The organism is Acinetobacter sp. ANC 4779 (assembly GCF_004331055.1).
In the GTDB taxonomy this organism is placed as follows: Bacteria; Pseudomonadota; Gammaproteobacteria; order Pseudomonadales; family Moraxellaceae; genus Acinetobacter.
Genome location: NZ_SJNU01000001.1, coordinates 331,225 through 348,216, shown reverse-complemented (window position 1 = coordinate 348,216; position 16,992 = coordinate 331,225). Strand labels below are relative to the sequence as shown.

Here is a 16,992-nt window from a genome sequence, read left to right as displayed (position 1 = left end):
GGAGAATAAAGATGAGTAGAGGTATCCGTACATTCCATATCTACCGCTATGATCCTGACAAGGATAAAGCACCGTACATGCAAACGTTTAAACTTGAGTTGACTGACAAGCATCGTATGTTGCTTGACGCTCTTCTTGCGTTGAAAATACAAGACGAATCTTTAACGTTCCGTCGTTCATGTCGTGAAGGTATTTGTGGTTCTGATGGGGTAAACATCAACGGTAAAAACGGTTTGGCTTGTTTGTGGAATCTTAACGATTTACCAAACGAAATCACCATCCGTCCTTTACCTGGTTTACCTGTGATTAAAGACTTGGTTGTAGACATGAATCAGTTCTACGATCAATTCCATAAAATCCAGCCATTCCTGATTAACAATCAGCCTGCACCAGCGAAAGAGCGTTTACAGTCTCCTGAAGAGCGTGACCACTTGAATGGTCTTTATGAATGTATTCTTTGTGCATGTTGTTCAACAGCATGCCCATCATTCTGGTGGAACCCGGATAAATTCTTGGGTCCTTCAGCATTGTTGAATGCATACCGCTTCATTATTGACTCTCGTGATTCTGCAACGCAAGATCGTTTGGCTCGTCTTGACGACCCATTCAGCTTGTTCCGTTGTAAAGGCATCATGAACTGTGTATCAGTTTGTCCTAAAGGTCTAAATCCAACTAAAGCGATCGGTCACATCCGTAGCATGTTGTTAGACCAAGCAGGCTAATCCGTACCTGTTAAAAAAGCACACCTAAAGGTGTGCTTTTTTATATTTTAAATAACATAATGATTTATAGATTTATGCAAAAAATGTATGCAATGGGAATGGATGGTTGCTATTGGTAAAAAGTCAAATGACTGGAATTGTTTAAAATTAAGCCTAAATGACATGAAAGCTAAATTGAATTGTAGTTAAGTTGTTCGAATTGACAATTAAAGCACCAATCTCCAGCTTCAGTCTGCAAATTTGCTCTTAAAATGTTATCCTATAACATAAGCAAAGAGGGCCAGTTTAAAGATTGCGCTCTCTTTTGTTGTATTGGAATGATTGGCTTGGGACTATGGTCTACATTGAATCCAATTGTTAAATAAAGCACCATATGTTAGCTGAAAATAGTCATTATGTATTTCGCTAATTTATGAGAGGTATGTGTCAAAAAAATCAATTGTAACCAGATATCATGTTAGGATTTGATACATCGCTATATTTAAAAAAAGCACCTTGTTTACGTACATTTTTTCAACATTTTAGAGGATGTAGAAGGTTTATAAGTAGAGATGAATCGTTTTAGAAAAACTAGGTCGCGTAGTTATTTTTTCTAAGTCGATTTGCAAAAAAAATTGCTCGGTTTCGGTCGAGTATTTATGAGTGATGATGCCAATGAGGGCGTTATGATTCATTATTCACATTAGGTTATTCCTGGTGTAGTGATAACGCCTCATGGCTTATGCCTGCTGGGGACTAATGTCATATTACCAATTTGACATTACTAATCATGGGTTCGCTTAAAAAGCATCCTGAAAATGTTTTTGCAATAGGAAATGGGTCCACAAATGCAAGAAGTTGCTGACGCACTGCGTCTTGACACTGAACTAAGCGCTGACAGTGCAGCGTATATTGAAGAACTTTATGAACATTATTTGACGTCACCAGACTCGGTTGGAGCTGACTGGCGTGAATATTTCGATAAATTCCCTAAAGGTGATCAACCACATAGCAATGTACGTGAGCAATTCCTTTTATTAGGTCGCAATTCAAGCCGCGTACAGCCTGTTGTTCAAAGTTCTGTAAGTTCTGAGCATGAACGTCGTCAAATTGGCGTTTTACAACTGATTGCTGCTTATCGTAATCGTGGTCATCAAAAAGCAAAATTAGATCCATTAGGTCTGGCAAAACGTGAAGATGTGCCTGATCTTGATCTTGCTACGCACGGTTTGACTAAATCTGATTTCGATACAGTATTTAATACAGGCAACCTTGCACTGGGTAAAACACAAGCGACGCTTGGTGAAATGGTTGAAGCAATGGAAGCCGTTTATTGCGGTTCTGTTGGTACTGAGTACATGCACATTGTTGACACCAAAGAGAAACGTTGGATTCAACAGCGTCTTGAAGGTGCGAAAGGTCAATTTAACTTTAATGCAGAACAGAAAAAACACGTTCTTGAACGTTTAACTGCTGCTGAAGGCTTGGAAAAATTCCTGGGTAACAAATACGTTGGTGCTAAACGCTTCGGTGTTGAAGGCGGTGAATCATTTATCCCAATGGTAAATGAAATCATTCAACGTGCAGGTGCTGTAGGTTGTAAAGAAGTTGTGATTGGGATGCCACACCGTGGTCGCCTCAATCTTCTTGTTAATATCATGGGTAAAAACCCGGCAGATCTTTTTGGTGAATTTGAAGGAAAATCGATTCATAAAAAAGGTTCGGGTGACGTTAAATACCACCAAGGTTTCTCATCTAACGTGATGACACCAGGCGGCGAAGTTCACTTGGCATTGGCGTTTAACCCATCACACTTGGAAATCGTTGGACCTGTAGTTGAAGGTTCTGTACGTGCTCGTCAGGTGCGTCGTAAAGACATTGGTGGCGATGACGTATTGCCAATCATTGTTCATGGTGATGCAGCATTTGCAGGTCAAGGTGTAAACCAAGAAACCTTCCAGATGTCACAAACTCGTGGTTATACAGTAGGTGGTACAGTCCACATTGTGGTGAATAACCAAGTGGGTTTTACCACATCTGATCCACGTGATGCGCGTTCTACAGAATACTGTACTGATATCGCGAAGATGATTCAGGCACCAGTATTCCATGTGAATGGCGATGATCCTGAAGCGGTGATTTTCGTTACTCAATTGGCACATGACTTCCGTCATACCTTCCGTAAAGACGTTGTGATTGACTTGTTCTGCTACCGTCGTCGTGGTCATAACGAAGCGGATGAGCCAGCAGCAACCCAGCCAATGATGTATCAAGTGATCAACAAAAAAGTGACTACACGTGCACTTTATGCAGATCAACTGGTTAAAGAAGGTGTGGTTGACCGTGCAGCTGCGGATCAAATGATTGAAAATTACCGTTCAGATCTTGAAGCCGGTAAACATGTTGCCAATGCATTGGTACTCGAACCAAATACAAAAATGTTTGTGGACTGGAAACCTTATTTAGGTCACGAATACACAGATATTTGGGATACCACTTTCCCAATCGAACGCTTGAAAGAACTTGGCGCAAAAATGCGCGAGCTTCCTGAAGGTTTCGTCATGCAACGTCAAGTCTCGAAAGTGATTGATGAACGCTTGAAAATGCAAACGGGTGAAATGCCATTGAACTGGGGTGCGGCCGAAACTTTAGCCTATGCAACCTTGCTTGATGAAAGCTACATGGTTCGTATTACCGGTGAAGACGTGGGTCGTGGTACGTTCTCGCATCGCCATGCAAAATTGCACAATCAGGTGGATGGTGCGACTTATATTCCGCTTTGTCATATCAAAGAGAACCAGCCACGTACTGCAATTTATGACTCATTGTTGTCAGAGATGGCGGTGCTTGCGTTTGAATATGGTTATGCAACTACAATCCCGCATGGTTTAATCGTTTGGGAAGCACAATTTGGTGACTTCGCGAACTGTGCACAGGTTGTGATTGACCAATTCATCGCTTCAGGTGAAACCAAATGGGAACGTGTATGTGGTTTGACCATGTTGCTTCCACACGGTTATGAAGGTCAGGGTCCAGAGCATTCATCTGCACGTTTAGAGCGTTTCTTACAGTTATGTGCTGAAGACAACATGCAAGTGATTACACCGACTACACCTGCACAGATTTTCCATGCATTGCGTCGTCAAGCAGTTCGTCCAATCCGTAAGCCATTGATCGTGACTTCACCGAAGTCATTGCTTCGTCACAAACTTGCAACCTCTACTTTAGATGAGCTTGCAACGGGTACATTCCAGACCGTGATTGATGAAGTCGATCAAATCAACCACGCTGACGTGACTCGTTTAGTCCTTTGTGGCGGTAAGGTTTACTACGACTTACTTGAAAAACGTCGTGCGGAAAATCTAGATAACACCGCAATCGTTCGTATTGAACAATTGTATCCATATCCAGAACAACGTATTGCTGAAGTACTTGCTTCTTATCCAAACCTAAAAGAAGTGGTTTGGACTCAAGAAGAGCCGAAAAACCAAGGTGCTTGGTTATTCATTGCACCACGTCTATATGACGATGTAATGAAGTCTGCTAAACAAGTCCGTATCAGTTACGCAGGCCGTCCAGCTTCTGCTGCGCCAGCTTGTGGTTCACCATATTTGCATGCAAAACAACAAGCTCAGCTAGTAAATGACGCATTGGCGATCGTAGCTGAACAATCAGGAGATTCTAAATAATGGCAACCGAAATTAAAGCACCGGTATTTCCAGAGTCAGTTGCAGACGGTACGATCGCAACTTGGCACAAGCAACCAGGTGAAGCTGTATCACGTGATGAAGTGATCTGCGATATTGAAACCGATAAAGTTGTTTTAGAAGTTGTTGCTCCTGCTGACGGCACCATCGCTACCATCCTTAAAGGTGAAGGCGAGACTGTTCTTTCTAGCGAAGTAATTGCACAGTTTGAAGAAGGTGCGGTTTCTGGCGCTACTCAAACTCAAGCAGTTCAGTCTGAAGGACAAGTTGAACAAGCTGCTTCTCAAACTGAAGCGGGTGCTGCACCTGTGGTTGAGCGTGCTCAACCTGTTGCTGATCAAGCGCCTGCAGTACGTAAAGCACTCACTGAAACAGGTATTGCGGCTGCTGATGTTGCGGGTACAGGTCGCGGTGGTCGCATTACTAAAGAAGATGTTGCCAGTCATCAAGCTAAACCAGCAGCTCCCGCTGCTGCACCACTAAGCGTTGCAGTTGGTGAACGTATTGAAAAACGTGTTCCAATGACTCGTTTACGTAAACGTGTTGCTGAACGTCTTCTTTCAGCTACACAAAACACTGCAATGTTGACGACGTTCAATGAAGTCAACATGAAACCAATCATGGAAATGCGTGCTCAATACAAAGATGCGTTCGAAAAACGTCATGGGGCACGTCTTGGCTTCATGTCATTCTTCGTTAAAGCGGCAACTGAAGCACTTAAACGCTACCCAGCGGTAAATGCTTCAATTGATGGCGATGATATTGTGTATCACGGTTACTATGACATCGGTGTTGCAGTATCTTCTGAACGTGGTTTAGTGGTTCCTGTACTTCGTGATACAGACCGCATGAACTATGCTGAAGTTGAAAACGGTATTCGCGGTTTTGCTGCTAAAGCACGTGACGGTAAACTGGGTATTGAAGACATGACTGGCGGTACATTCACCATTACTAATGGTGGTACTTTCGGTTCATTGTTATCTACACCAATCTTGAACACGCCACAAACTGCAATCTTGGGTATGCACAAAATCCAGGAACGTCCTATGGCTGTAAATGGTCAAGTTGAAATTTTACCAATGATGTACTTGGCGCTTTCTTATGACCACCGTTTAATCGATGGTAAAGAAGCTGTAGGTTTCCTTGTGGCAATTAAAGAATTGTTAGAAGAGCCAGCTCGTCTTATCCTTGATCTTTAATTCTAAAGAATAAATTCATGGGCTTAGGGCGATCCTCTAAGCCCATTTTTGGAGATAAAAATGTCTCAACAGTTTGACTTAGTTGTAATTGGCGGTGGACCAGGTGGTTATGAAGCAGCGATTCGTGCGGCTCAACTTGGTTATAAAGTTGCTTGTATCGAAAAACGTATTCATAAAGGCAAGCCATCTTTAGGCGGCACATGTCTAAATGTGGGTTGTATACCGTCTAAAGCTTTACTTGATTCTTCACATCGTTATGAAGATACCGTTCAGCATTTAGATGACCACGGTATTACTACCGGTGAAGTTAAATTTGATCTTTCTAAAATGCTTGGTCGTAAAGACAAAGTTGTAGATCAATTGACTGGCGGTATTGCTCAGTTGCTTAAAGGCAATGGCATTGAATGGTTACAAGGTACCGGTAAATTACTTGCAGGTAAAAAAGTTGAATTCACTCCATTTGAAGGTGAAGTTCAAGTTTTAGAGCCTAAATACGTGATTCTTGCGACGGGTTCTGTACCAATTAACATTCCTTCAGCTCCTGTAGATCAAGACCTAATCGTTGACTCTACTGGCGCGCTTGAATTCCAGGAAGTACCTAAGCGTTTAGGTGTGATTGGTGCGGGTGTTATCGGCCTTGAGCTTGGTTCAGTATGGCGTCGTTTAGGTGCAGAAGTTGTTGTATTTGAAGCAATGGATGCATTCTTGCCAATGGCTGATAAAGCTTTGGCAAAAGACTTCCAGAAACTGTTGACCAAGCAAGGTATGGATATCCGTATCGGTGCGAAAGTTGCAGGTACTGAAATCAACGGTCGTGAAGTAACGGTTCAATATAACCAAGCTGGCGAAGACAAAACTGAAACTTTCGATAAATTGATCGTTTGTGTAGGTCGCCGTGCTTATGCTGAAGGTTTATTGGCTGATGATTCAGGCATTAAATTGACTGAGCGCGGTTTGGTTGAAGTAAACGATTGGTGCGCAACTTCTGTTGAAGGTGTATACGCGATTGGTGACTTGGTACGTGGTCCAATGCTTGCGCATAAAGCAATGGAAGAAGGCGTAATGGCAGTTGAACGTATTCACGGTCATGCTGCTCAAGTGAACTATGACACGATCATTTCTGTAATCTACACACACCCAGAAGCGGCGTGGGTTGGTTTAACAGAACAGCAAGCGACTGAAAAAGGTCACGAAGTTAAAACCGGTCAATTTGGTTTTGCAGTCAACGGTCGAGCACTCGCTGCGGGTGAAGGTGCTGGTTTCGTTAAGTTTGTTGCTGATGCAAAAACGGATCGTCTACTCGGTATGCACGTGATTGGACCTGCTGCGTCTGATATCGTTCACCAAGGTATGATTGCACTTGAGTTTGTATCTTCAGTTGAAGATCTACAGTTGATGACTTTCGGTCACCCAACTTTCTCTGAAGTGGTTCATGAAGCTGCACTGGCAGTGGATGGGCGAGCGATTCACGCAATTCAACGTAAGCGTAAATAAGATGAGTAAAAGAGCGACTTAGGTCGCTCTTTTTACATTTGATGGTTGTTTTTAATGGAACAATCATCTAAAAATAAAGATAAGAAAGATTTTAAAAAATGCCAATACTGCTTTGATGGATGTCTGGGTGTTGGTGGGTCATAACAAAGCGAAGAAGTAATAAAAGGTTATTCGATGAATTTACATGAGTATCAAGCAAAAGCGTTATTAAAAAAATATGGTATGCCTGTTCAAGAGGGTGTACTGGCAACCAATGCAGCAGAAGCTGTCGCAGCATTTGAGCAACTCGGTGGCAAGTTTGCCGTGATGAAAGCTCAAGTTCATGCTGGAGGACGTGGTAAAGCAGGTGGCGTTAAAGTCGTAAAATCCAGTGAGGAAGCTGCTGAATATGCAAATGGCATTATTGGTACACGACTTGTAACCTATCAAACTGATGCCAATGGTCAGCCGGTAAATAGTGTTCTGGTCTGCGAGGATGTTTATCCTGTTGAGCGTGAATTATATCTGGGTGCAGTTGTCGATCGTTCTAGTCGTCGTGTCACCTTTATGGCATCCACAGAAGGCGGTGTCGAGATTGAAAAAGTTGCAGAAGAAACCCCTGAAAAAATTATTAAAGTTGAAGTCGACCCTCTTGTGGGGCTTTTACCCTTTCAAGCCCGTGAAGTTGCATTTGCACTTAATTTAAAAGATGGACAAATCAACCAATTTGTCAAAATTATGACGGCTGCTTATCAGGCCTTTATTGAAAATGATTTTGCATTATTCGAAATTAATCCACTTTCAGTTCGAGAAAATGGCGACATTCTTTGTGTCGATGCCAAAATAGGAATCGATTCCAATGCACTTTATCGTTTACCTGAAATTGCAGCAATGCGTGATAAATCTCAGGAAAATGAACGTGAATTAAAAGCATCAGAATTTGATCTGAACTATGTTGCTCTTGAAGGTAACATTGGATGTATGGTGAATGGTGCAGGTCTTGCCATGGCAACCATGGACATCATCAAACTATATGGTGGTCAGCCTGCAAATTTCCTTGATGTTGGCGGTGGTGCAACCAAAGACCGAGTTATTGAAGCATTTAAAATCATTCTTTCCGATTCTTCTGTACAAGGTGTATTGATCAATATCTTCGGTGGTATTGTGCGTTGTGACATGATTGCAGAAGCAATTATTGCAGCGGTTCAGGAAGTACATGTCACTGTACCTGTGGTGGTTCGCCTAGAAGGCAACAATTCAGAGTTAGGGGCTAAATTACTTGATGAATCAAGTTTGAAATTAATTTCTGCGAATGGTCTGGCGGATGCCGCAGAAAAAATTGTTGCTGCAGTGAAAGCGTAGGGAGTATCAATCATGAGCGTATTAGTTAATAAAGACACCAAAGTATTGGTACAAGGCTTTACCGGTAAAAACGGTACATTTCACTCAGAACAAGCCATTGCTTATGGCACAAAAGTGGTGGGCGGGGTCACTCCAGGAAAAGGCGGACAATCGCATTTAAGTCTTCCTGTCTTTAATACCATGAATGAAGCAGTAAGAGAAACCAATGCTGATGCTTCTGTGATTTATGTGCCGGCACCTTTTGTTTTAGATTCTATTATAGAAGCTGTAGATGCAGGTATTGAGCTAATTGTAGTGATTACAGAAGGCGTACCCACATTAGATATGTTAAAAGCCAAACGTTATCTTGAAACTTATGGTAATAATGCACGTTTAATTGGTCCAAACTGTCCCGGAATTATTACACCAGGTGAATGTAAAATTGGCATTATGCCAGGTCATATTCATCAACCAGGTAAAATCGGCATCATCTCGCGTTCAGGGACTTTGACTTATGAAGCTGTAGCGCAAACCACTAAACTCGGTTTAGGTCAGTCGACTTGTATTGGTATTGGTGGTGATCCAATTCCGGGTATGAATCAAATTGACTGCTTAAAACTTTTCCAAGAAGATCCACAAACTGAAGCCATTATTATGATTGGTGAGATTGGTGGAACGGCAGAAGAAGAAGCCGCAGAATATATTCAGTCCAATGTAAGCAAGCCTGTCGTGGGTTATATCGCGGGTGTAACTGCACCGAAAGGCAAACGCATGGGGCATGCGGGTGCGATTATTTCTGGTGGTAAAGGGACCGCAGAAGAAAAGTTTGCTGCCTTTAAAAAAGCAGGCATGGCATATACCCGTAGTCCAGCAGAATTGGGTTCAACCATGCTTCAGGTACTTAAAGATAAAGGTTTAGCTTAATTTTTAGTTAAATTTAAAAGCTCTCATTTGAGGGCTTTTTTATTCAGTTGTAATAAAATTGGAGAAAATAAATGATAATCAGTTGAAAAATTAAATCTTGTAGAAGTTTAAAAATTTTAATTTAAAAATTTATAGTCGAATAAAAACTGTGCTTTAATTATAAATAGAATTACTCGCATAGGAATAAATATAAACAAGAAGAATAAAATAAATATTTTTCATGATTAAAATAAAGTGATATATATCACATTAATAAATAAAAACACAAAATGAAACACAAAAGCCAATTAATGTCATTAGGCTTGAGGGTATTGTTTATTACAATGCAACAATTAATAACAATGAATTGTGAATACTTTAAATATGAATAAAATGAATTCTAAATTAAATATACTTACTTTATCTTGTGGAACTTTATTGTTTTCTACATTTTTGCATGCAGAATTATTATCTAGAGATTCTGTTGATCCACAACGTGAAGAAACAGTGGGTTTGATTAAGCAAGGGCAAGTAGATGCAGGTTTGCAAAAACTCCGGCAATTATTGGTGCTTCAACCCAATAATCAAAAACTGATAGCTGACTTTGTTGTAATTTCCTATAACAATCAGAAATTTACAGAGCCAGATATTAAATATCTTTCGGGTATACAAACTGGCCTATTTCCAGAATATGGAAAGGTTAGCGTAGTTAAAGCGCTGCGTGATTTAAAAAAATTTGAATTGGCAGAACAATGGGCAAAAAAATTCGCTCAAACTGATCCTAATCAGAAATGGTTAGTTCTGATAGGGGTATTACAGGCAGAAGCGGGTAAAACGCTTCAAGCAAAAAAAACATTTTCTCAGATTGATATCAATTATGTCGAAGCTGATTATTTGGCACAGCTCGCTTATGCATATAGATTATTAAATATGCCGATTGAGGAATTGAATGCAGCTAGTCTAGCTATTGAAAAGAATCAAAATATCAGTACACAAGAACAGTATGCATTGGCACTTATGGGAAACGCTGATTATGCTAAAGCTGAAAATTATATTCAAAAGAATGAATTATTAACAAAAAATTCCCAACTTAGAGCTAATGCAAAAATCGGTGAATTTACCCAACGTATTCAAAACGCAATTGAGTATTACAAACTTTCAACTTCTCGTGATCGAGGAAATGTTGCTTATAAACAACTTGATCTGGTTATTGCCGATATGACAAAGTTTGAAGCTCAGTTGCCCAATGATGAAAATATCAAGCGTAAATTTTACTATGAATATATTTATGCGTTGAATGAGAGAAACTGGTCTGAAAAAGTTCTTGAGCAAATTCCAAAAATTGGATTGCCGATTGATCAAATGCCTGCCTATGTACGTCATTCAATTGCAGATGCATATTTAAAGACTCAGCAACCTAAACTGGCTGAAGCTCAATATAAGAGTTTGCTGAAAGAAAAAAACTATCCCAACTTTAAAGTCTATTCTGGTATTTATTACGCTTTAATTGAACAAGAAAAGTTTAAAGAAGCCAATCAGTTACTTTTAGATATGGATAAATTACTGCCTACTTTTCAATACAGTAATGCAAAAGGGGTTGATAAAGTCACCCATGATGACCGCAGTGAATATTTAGGATTAGTCGGTCTCAATTATGCGTATCGTAATGAGGATGCCAAGGCAGAACAACATTTTGAGCAACTGGTTGCCAAAGCACCCAATAATGTAGTTTATCAAAATCATCTAGCACTGGTGCAACGATGGCGTGAAAAGCCACAGGCTTCCGAATGGACATTGGCACAGTGGGATGGTATTGAACCTGTTGACCAGGGTGTTCGGGTTAATCATTTACAGAACATGCAAGCATTGGGTGATATTCAGCAATGGCGTAAGCAGAATGCTTATCTCATGCAAAATCTGCCAGGAGATACGGCAGTCATAAAAAGTAAGAAAGAACTTGATGATCGAAATCATGCCTCTATTCAACATCAGAGTATTTTTTCAGAAAGTGAATCTGATAATTCTGCCTTGCTGAATCGTTTAAAGGGAAGTCAAGAACAAGAAAACTGGACACGAATTAACACTCCCTGGTTTTACGACAATTATCGTACTTATGTAGATCATCATATTCGTTCGGCTGACTACACTGACGGTAATGTTGATGATCAACGCTTAGGTCTGGGGCTTGAATGGGCATCTCGTCGTAAAGTTGCAAATATTATGCTTTCTCAAAGCATAGGTGATCAAGACGATCGTTTTGGTGTGCAATTGAATTGGTCACAATGGCTGAATGACCATTGGCAGTATGTTTTAGCTTTCAATAGTCAGGCTGATATTCCATTACAAGCCATTAAGAATGGTGATGAAGGTCAGTCTTATACTCTTGGCATGAACTGGCAGCAAAATGAATCTCGCGAAGCGGGAGCAACCTATCAATTGACGGATATCGATGATGGAAATACTCGTCAGGAATTTTCCACTTATTTTAAACAGCAGATTTTTCAGTCACCGCACCATATTACCAATTTGATTTTAGGGGGTTATTACAGTCAAAACGATAAAGTTCAAGTCGATTATTTCAATCCTGAAGAAAGCTATAGCGCAGAACTGACTTTAAAGCATGACTGGATAACTTGGCGTCGTTATGACCAATATTTTAAGCAACATTTTCAAGCCACCATCGGAACTTTTGGGCAAGATAATTTTTCTTCGAAACCGATTTATAACGTGTTCTATCAACATGACTGGAAAATTAATCGAACATGGAGTCTAAACTACGGCATTGGATGGGGAACACATCCTTATGATGGTGAAGATGAAAAGAGAACATATGGGGTTGTAGGTTTTGAGGGGCGTTTTTAATGAAGCCAATTGTAAAAAAAATATTTGCAGTCATGACGATAGCAGTTTTGGCTATTCCTAACTTGGCGATGGCTGAAAATGAAATCAAAAATGCAATTGAAATACCAGATAATCTGTTTGTTACACTGACTTTCCATGATGTGCGAGATGATGTTGCCAAAACAGGAGATCGAGATATTTATGCAATCAGTACTAAAAATTTAGCGCAATTTTTTGCCTGGCTTCAGCAAGAAGGTTGGCATCCGATTCGCTTGCAAGATGTATGGCAAGCTCGCCAAAAGAAAAAGAGTTTGCCCCCTAAATCAGTATTATTAACCTTTGATGATGGTGCAATAAGTAGTTACACGCGGGTTTTTCCTTTATTGAAGCAATATAATTTTCCAGCCGTATTTGCGATTCCTACAAGTTGGATTAATGGCAATACCAAAGATGCCTATGAGGCATATGGTGAGAATAGTTTGATGAAATGGGATGAAATGCGTGAAATGCAACAATCAGGTTTAACTGAATTTGTTTCGCACTCAGACAATATGCATAAAGGCATTCTTGCCAATCCACAAAAAAATATGCAGCCTGCTGCAATTACTCGTGAATATTTCCCTAAACTTCAGAAATATGAATCTGATCAGGCTTATCAGAAGCGAGTGTTGAGAGACTTGAAAAAGTCTAAAGGAATTTTAGATTTTGAACTGGGTATTAATACGCTGGGTATTTTCTGGCCTTATGGGGCGGTGACGAAAGAAAGTGAACAACTTGCGACAAAAGCAGGATTACCCATGTCTTTTAGCTTAGGAAGTATGTCTACCCTTGCAGACTCGGGCAAAACATATCAACGTGCCCTGGTGATGGATAATCCCACACCTGAAATACTTCGCGCTCAGATGGAAGATTTTTTAACTTTTGCACGTGCCCCCCATAAGCAACGTCACAGTTTTGTCCGTTTTGATTTAACTGAAATGACCAGTCCAAATAATCAAATTTTTGATCAAAAGCTTGGACAGTTTTTAGATCAAGTGAGTGCATTAAAAACCAATATTATTTTATTGAAATCAGTTGCTGATGAGAATGGCGATGGCAAAATAGATGTTGCCTATTTCCCAAATCGTCAGTTGGAGATGCGTCAAGATCTTTTAAATCGTACAGTTTGGCAGGCACGTACACGTATTGGTAATAATGTATATGCAGAACTGCCCATTAGTCTGGAAACACAACAAGGTTTTAATCTTGCTAAGCTAACTGCTGATTTGGTTAAAAATAATACGCATCTTGAGGGATTGGTAATAGAAACTGGGGATGAGTTTCTATGTGCTGTACAAAATAAAAATTGGGATAATGCATGTAGCCAGAAAATAAATCAGGTTTTTCAGATTAAAGAAAGAACTAAAGAACAGGCTAAAAATTACGCAAACATTAGCAGTAATTATCAAACGGCTTTAAAAATAAGCTTAAAGGATAAGCGTATGGAGGGTTTAAAATCCTTAATTGAGCATAGCTTAACTTATAGTGATTTTCTTTATATAGAATTTGATCCTGTACGTCATCCTGAAATATTTAAAGCTGTAAAAAAGCAGCTCGAACAATTGAGTAATCAACAAATACAGCGCTTGATTTTTAGTTTTACGGTCACTCCAAATGCTACAAAGCGTGAATGGAAACAGTATCAGTACGATTATCAAACCTTAAAAAATTTATCTGTGCAAAAAATTGGTATTAATAACTACAAATTAAATGAAGGACAGAAGATTCAGGAAAATCTTTATCAGGAATTAAGCACCAATGCTAGTCCATTAACTTATCGAAATCCTTACGAGCGTAACCTTGCCAAGGGAGCAAAATAATGGAATGGTTTAATCAACTTAGATTCAGTGATTTTTATTTTGGCTTTGCTTTTTTCTATCCCTTATTTATGGCTTGGATTTGGATTGCAGGCGGCATTTGGTTTTATTTAAAGCATGAACGTAAACAACCTGCAATACCAGAGCCCAGTAAACATCCCTGCAGTATTATTATTCCTTGTTTTAATGAAGAGACGCAGGTTAGAGACACCATTAAATTTGCGATGCAAAGCCAGTATCCTGATTTTGAAGTCATTGCAGTAAATGATGGTAGTCGAGATAAAACTGCCGATATTTTAGATGAACTTTTACTACAATATCCAAAACTTAGGGTAGTTCATTTAGCTGAAAACCAAGGTAAAGCATATGCACTTCGTGCAGGTGCGATGGTGAGTCAAAATGAATATTTGGTTTGTATAGATGGTGATGCCTTATTACATCCGCATGCTGTGTTATGGATGATGCACAATTTGACCAATTATCCTCGTGTCGGGGCAGTCACAGGTAATCCACGTATTGTGAACCGGTCTAGCATCCTCGGTAAAATTCAGGTCGGTGAATTTTCATCTATTATTGGCTTGATCAAACGTGCACAGCGTACCTATGGACGTATTTTTACCGTGTCGGGTGCAATTGCGGGTTTTCGTAAAACTGCATTAGATCGTATTGGTTATTGGCGAGATGACATGATAACAGAGGATATTGATGTGTCATGGCGTTTGCAGTTTGATCATTGGGATTTGCAATATGTACCTAAAGCATTATGTTACATCTATATGCCAGAAACATTGAAGGGCTTATGGAAACAACGTTTACGTTGGGCACAGGGTGGCATTGAAGTCTTGTTTGCTTATTCCTTCAGCTTGTTTAAATGGAATTTACGTCGAATGTGGCCGATTGCGCTGGAATCAATTATCAGTGTGGTCTGGGCCTATGTGATGACGGGTATTATTGTCTTATATTTATATGGTCTGTTTTTCTCTTTACCTGGAGAGTGGGCAATTCAGTCACTCTTTCCTCAATGGTATGGGGTTATTCTAGGAATGACCTGTCTTGTTCAATTCTTTGTTAGTTTGTGGATTGATAAACCCTACGATAAAGACAGAATCTTCAGGAACTATTTTTGGGTCATTTGGTATCCTTTGTTCTTCTGGATTCTCACCATGCTGACCACAGTCGTTGCATTACCTAAAACAATTTTCAAAACTCAAAAACGTGCGCGATGGGTTAGCCCAGACCGTGGATTTAGAGGAGAAACCGAAAATGACTGATTTAAACAAATATTATCTTATTGAAGATGAGTCAAAGCTAGAAATTCCTGAATATATTGATCGACCGGAGTTTGTGCGCAATAAGAGTATGGGGTACAGTCTGCAAATTGCCGGGTGGTTTATTTTTATGTGGCTGTTTATGCCACTGATAACGTTATTCTTTTGGTGGGTTGAAGGTAAAACAATTTATCAGCAAATGGTGATCCAGGCTGCACCGGATAGCCAACTGAGTCTAATGAATATCATCGTCATGATCGCCATCTTTATTGGGGGGCTGTTGCTTTGGGCCACTTATAATTGGGTTCGCTTTCATGGTGAAGACCGTCGTAAAGCTCCATTAGCAATTGATGAAAAGCAACTAGCCAGTAGTTTTAAAGTTAATAGCCTAGACATTCTAAATATGCAACAGGCTAAAAATATGACCCTTTATTATGATGTAGAAGGCAAGCTAGAGTTTTTTGAGGTTAATCATCAATTAAAAAAGCGGATTTCAGCCTAGACGGCTGAGGATGTTCATTGACAAAATCATCGGGGTAATAACCAATGTGTTTTACCCCATTTTTTTCTAAAAATTTGATAGTTTCAATTATTTCTTGGGTTGAAAGTTTCTGATTGTTTTTCCAATTTACCGCTTGAAGTTCAAAAATAGTACGATTCAATTCTGGGTCGTATTTTTTTGATTGTTGAATTAAATCCAAATAGAATTGCTGATGATCATCTGCTTCTTCCATATAAGGCATCGCCATAATGGCATTGTAATCATAGTATTGATATGTGCTAGGCATAGATTGACTAAACCAATTTTCACTAACAGGATTCAATACTACGGGTGCATACATATTCCGTGCAGTGAGAATGTTCGGTTGCTGCTGTTTAAGTATCTTGCTGATACCTTCAGCAAATTGGTCAAGGTATGCTGTTTTAAATTGGGCTAATTGTGATTGTTTTGAATGTTTTGGTTGTTTTAATAATTGCTCAGAATTAAACCCCCAAGATTGGTACATATTTTGGGCTTTTTTAGAAGAATCTTCATAATCGCTGAGCGTGATATCATCATGATAAAGCACACCATCGACTGCATTGGATTTTATAAAATCTAAATAAATTTCAGAAACATATTTAAGGTTTTGTGGATCAAATGGAGAAACCCGAATATAACCTTGCTTGCCTCCTTTACTATGGGAAACATAGACAATGTTGTAGTTTTTGGGGAATTCCCAAGCCATTAAAGGCAGCCAAGCATATATATGCTGCACTTGGGTCTTGCTGCGAATTTGCTTTACAAGGCGTGGAAAAAGATTTTCTCTTAATGGGATATGACGATTTTTGAAATAAACCTGATCTACCGAGCCATTGGCATCAGGATCGGCAAAAGCCTGTAAAAAAATGGTATTCGGTTGAATCTGTTGAATCCGTTCTATTAAATTCTGAATATTTTTTTGTTGCTGTTTTTTATCTTTGTCATATACGTAGTCAATATCGATATGCATAATTCGCATCTGATCAATTTTAATGGTTTTGTCCGCAGATAGAGTGGATTTTTTGACAGTATTCTGCTGAACAATTTCATCAATAGGATGGTGTTTAATTTGAGTTAAGTGAGCAGAGTTTGCAGATAAAGGCAGGCAGCCTAAACTTAAATAAAGGCATTGGGTAAAGCGATTTTTATATCTTTTTTTTAAATTTATCATTTTTATTTG

At 39.5% G+C, this 16,992-nt stretch carries 11 protein-coding genes; 10 read left to right on the top strand and 1 reads right to left on the bottom strand.

Features of this window, described 5'->3' with window-relative positions:
• Positions 1-11 precede the first annotated feature (11 nt).
• The 10 genes from E0H80_RS01660 to pgaD all read left to right on the top strand — a co-directional run bounded on the left by E0H80_RS01660 (position 12) and on the right by pgaD (position 15,791).
• Positions 12-722 (top strand): succinate dehydrogenase iron-sulfur subunit, encoded by a 711-nt coding sequence (locus E0H80_RS01660; RefSeq protein ID WP_067863313.1) that lies wholly within the window; start codon positions 12-14, stop codon positions 720-722.
• A gap of 827 nt (positions 723-1,549) precedes the next feature.
• Positions 1,550-4,390 carry a 2-oxoglutarate dehydrogenase E1 component gene (locus E0H80_RS01655; protein WP_131362559.1) on the top strand — a complete coding sequence of 947 codons (2,841 nt, stop codon included), beginning with the start codon at positions 1,550-1,552 and terminating at the stop codon, positions 4,388-4,390.
• Positions 4,390-5,607, top strand: coding sequence for a 2-oxoglutarate dehydrogenase complex dihydrolipoyllysine-residue succinyltransferase (gene odhB / locus E0H80_RS01650; protein ID WP_131362557.1), 1,218 nt, complete (start codon positions 4,390-4,392; stop codon positions 5,605-5,607). The genes E0H80_RS01655 and odhB overlap by 1 nt, the downstream gene beginning before the upstream one ends.
• A 60-nt stretch (positions 5,608-5,667) precedes the next feature.
• Positions 5,668-7,101, top strand: coding sequence for a dihydrolipoyl dehydrogenase (gene lpdA, locus E0H80_RS01645; RefSeq protein ID WP_131362555.1), 1,434 nt, complete (start codon positions 5,668-5,670; stop codon positions 7,099-7,101).
• Between the two features lie 174 nt (positions 7,102-7,275).
• Positions 7,276-8,442 (top strand): ADP-forming succinate--CoA ligase subunit beta, encoded by a 1,167-nt coding sequence (gene sucC, locus E0H80_RS01640; RefSeq protein WP_067863319.1) that lies wholly within the window; start codon positions 7,276-7,278, stop codon positions 8,440-8,442.
• Between the two features lie 12 nt (positions 8,443-8,454).
• Positions 8,455-9,345, top strand: coding sequence for a succinate--CoA ligase subunit alpha (sucD, locus tag E0H80_RS01635; RefSeq protein WP_131362553.1), 891 nt, complete (start codon positions 8,455-8,457; stop codon positions 9,343-9,345).
• A 417-nt stretch (positions 9,346-9,762) separates the two neighbouring features.
• A complete protein-coding gene (gene pgaA, locus E0H80_RS01630; RefSeq protein ID WP_265937215.1) occupies positions 9,763-12,186 on the top strand; it encodes a poly-beta-1,6 N-acetyl-D-glucosamine export porin PgaA in 2,424 nt (807 codons plus the stop codon).
• On the top strand, positions 12,186-14,024 hold the full coding sequence (gene pgaB, locus E0H80_RS01625; RefSeq protein ID WP_131362550.1) for a poly-beta-1,6-N-acetyl-D-glucosamine N-deacetylase PgaB: 1,839 nt from the start codon (positions 12,186-12,188) through the stop codon (positions 14,022-14,024). Before pgaA ends, pgaB (E0H80_RS01625) begins: the two co-directional genes overlap by 1 nt.
• Positions 14,024-15,292 carry a poly-beta-1,6-N-acetyl-D-glucosamine synthase gene (gene pgaC, locus E0H80_RS01620; protein WP_131362548.1) on the top strand — a complete coding sequence of 423 codons (1,269 nt, stop codon included), beginning with the start codon at positions 14,024-14,026 and terminating at the stop codon, positions 15,290-15,292. The genes pgaB (E0H80_RS01625) and pgaC overlap by 1 nt, the downstream gene beginning before the upstream one ends.
• A complete protein-coding gene (gene pgaD, locus E0H80_RS01615; RefSeq protein WP_131362546.1) occupies positions 15,285-15,791 on the top strand; it encodes a poly-beta-1,6-N-acetyl-D-glucosamine biosynthesis protein PgaD in 507 nt (168 codons plus the stop codon). The genes pgaC and pgaD overlap by 8 nt, the downstream gene beginning before the upstream one ends.
• Here pgaD and pgaB (E0H80_RS01610) read toward each other — a convergent pair.
• Positions 15,757-16,983: a poly-beta-1,6-N-acetyl-D-glucosamine N-deacetylase PgaB gene (gene pgaB / locus E0H80_RS01610; RefSeq protein ID WP_131362543.1), complete on the bottom strand. Its 1,227-nt coding sequence runs from the start codon at positions 16,981-16,983 to the stop codon at positions 15,757-15,759. The two genes, pgaD and pgaB (E0H80_RS01610), sit on opposite strands and share 35 nt — an antisense overlap.
• Positions 16,984-16,992: the final 9 nt, after the last annotated feature.